The sequence below is a fragment of the Oleiphilus sp. HI0128 genome, assembly GCF_001635365.1.
Genome location: NZ_LWGG01001384.1, coordinates 1 through 1,378, shown reverse-complemented (window position 1 = coordinate 1,378; position 1,378 = coordinate 1). Strand labels below are relative to the sequence as shown.

The 1,378-nt window shown below is 42.2% G+C and carries 1 protein-coding gene; it reads left to right on the top strand.

Translation table 11 applies throughout. The annotated features are described in order from the left end of the window. Positions 1–231: 231 nt before the first annotated feature. Complete coding sequence (locus A3763_RS22815; RefSeq protein WP_068511708.1) at positions 232–1,314, top strand: glycosyltransferase family 4 protein; 1,083 nt, start codon at positions 232–234, stop codon at positions 1,312–1,314. Positions 1,315–1,378: the final 64 nt, after the last annotated feature.

The following is a 1,378-nucleotide window of genomic DNA, read 5'->3' as shown; positions in this document are numbered from 1 at the left end:
TTAGGTTGAACAGTTTTGAATCGGTAAACTGGTAGACGTTTTCGATACACTTTTCTAAGCCGGTGTATCTGTCCCTAGGTGAAATAACAATAGTAACTGGTTTTTGAGCTAGATTTTCCATAGTCGACCCAAGTAAGCAATGTAACAATAATAATTCAGAATAGTTTTATACTCGATTCTACGATAGAGTAAAGTGAAATTATCAAGACATGAGCGAAGGATTCACATTATATGGCAGTAAACGGTGGCGCAAGGGTTCTACATGTTCTTTCTAGCCTTAAGGTTGGTGGTGCTGAACGCTTTGTATTGGACTTATCGGCGGTACAAGAACAAGCCGGTGATCATGTTGAGGTATTTTCCTGCTCTTCCGAAGAGTGTGCATTAGATACCGAAGCATCAAAGCAATCCCTGAATTGTATTTTATCTTCAGGTGACCGTTTTCGTGACTACAAGGCGGTATGGCACTATTTCCGTACAAAGTCTTCCAAAAGCGTATTGCATATCCATAGTCCATTTGGTTTACGCTTTTTTGTTCCTCTATTGCCTTTTCTATTTTTGTTGGGGGTTCGAATAGTTTATACAAGGCATGGAATCGCTCCTTTGGCGAGTAAGAAGTGGCGTTTAATTCATCGTTTCGCCAACTTGTTTGTATCTTGGGTGACTTTTGTCTCTGATGCAGGGAAGAAGGCTTTCTACAATACGCACGGTTGGAAAGAGTCAAAACTTGTGACGATTAGCAATGGTGTGTTTGTACCACTGCAAGTGGCTAACATCGAGTCAACGAAGCTTCGTATAGGTTCTGTGGGGCGCATGGTGGCATTGAAAGGGCAGAAAGGCCTGATCAATGCGGTTAGTCGGTTGGATGCTACATTGAGAGAAAAGATAGAAATCCACTTCTTTGGTGATGGTCCTGAACGCAGCAAGTTAGAAGCTTTGGCTTTAGAGGCTTTGAACGATGGGCAGTGTATATTTCACGGGATGGAGCTTGATAGAGATAAGGTGTACGGCTCTTTCGATGTCTTGGCGGTTTGCTCTGAGCAGGAAGGGCTTTCTTTGGCCATTATGGAAGCTATGGCGAGAAGAATACCCGTGATAGCGACAAATGTGGGGGATAGCCCTAAGTTAGTATTGGATGATCAAACCGGCTTTTTATATGAGTATGCTGATGTTGAGAACCTGACAAAACTTATTACACAATTATGTGAAGATGATGAGTTGCGTCGAAGCTTGGGTGAAAAAGCAAGGGAGCATATGATTGAGAACTTTTCGTTGGAGTCTGCTAATGAAGAGTATCAAAAGTGTTATCAAGGCTAAACACTTTGCCTGTGAAAGCTGAAGAAAGGGCTGGCTTTAGTTCCGAGTGTTGTCTAATTTTGTA

Bases quoted from the DNA above. Each gene is read 5' to 3' on its own strand.
- A3763_RS22815 (WP_068511708.1), top strand. From the start codon at position 232: ATGGCAGTAAACGGTGGCGCAAGGGTTCTACATGTTCTTTCTAGCCTT.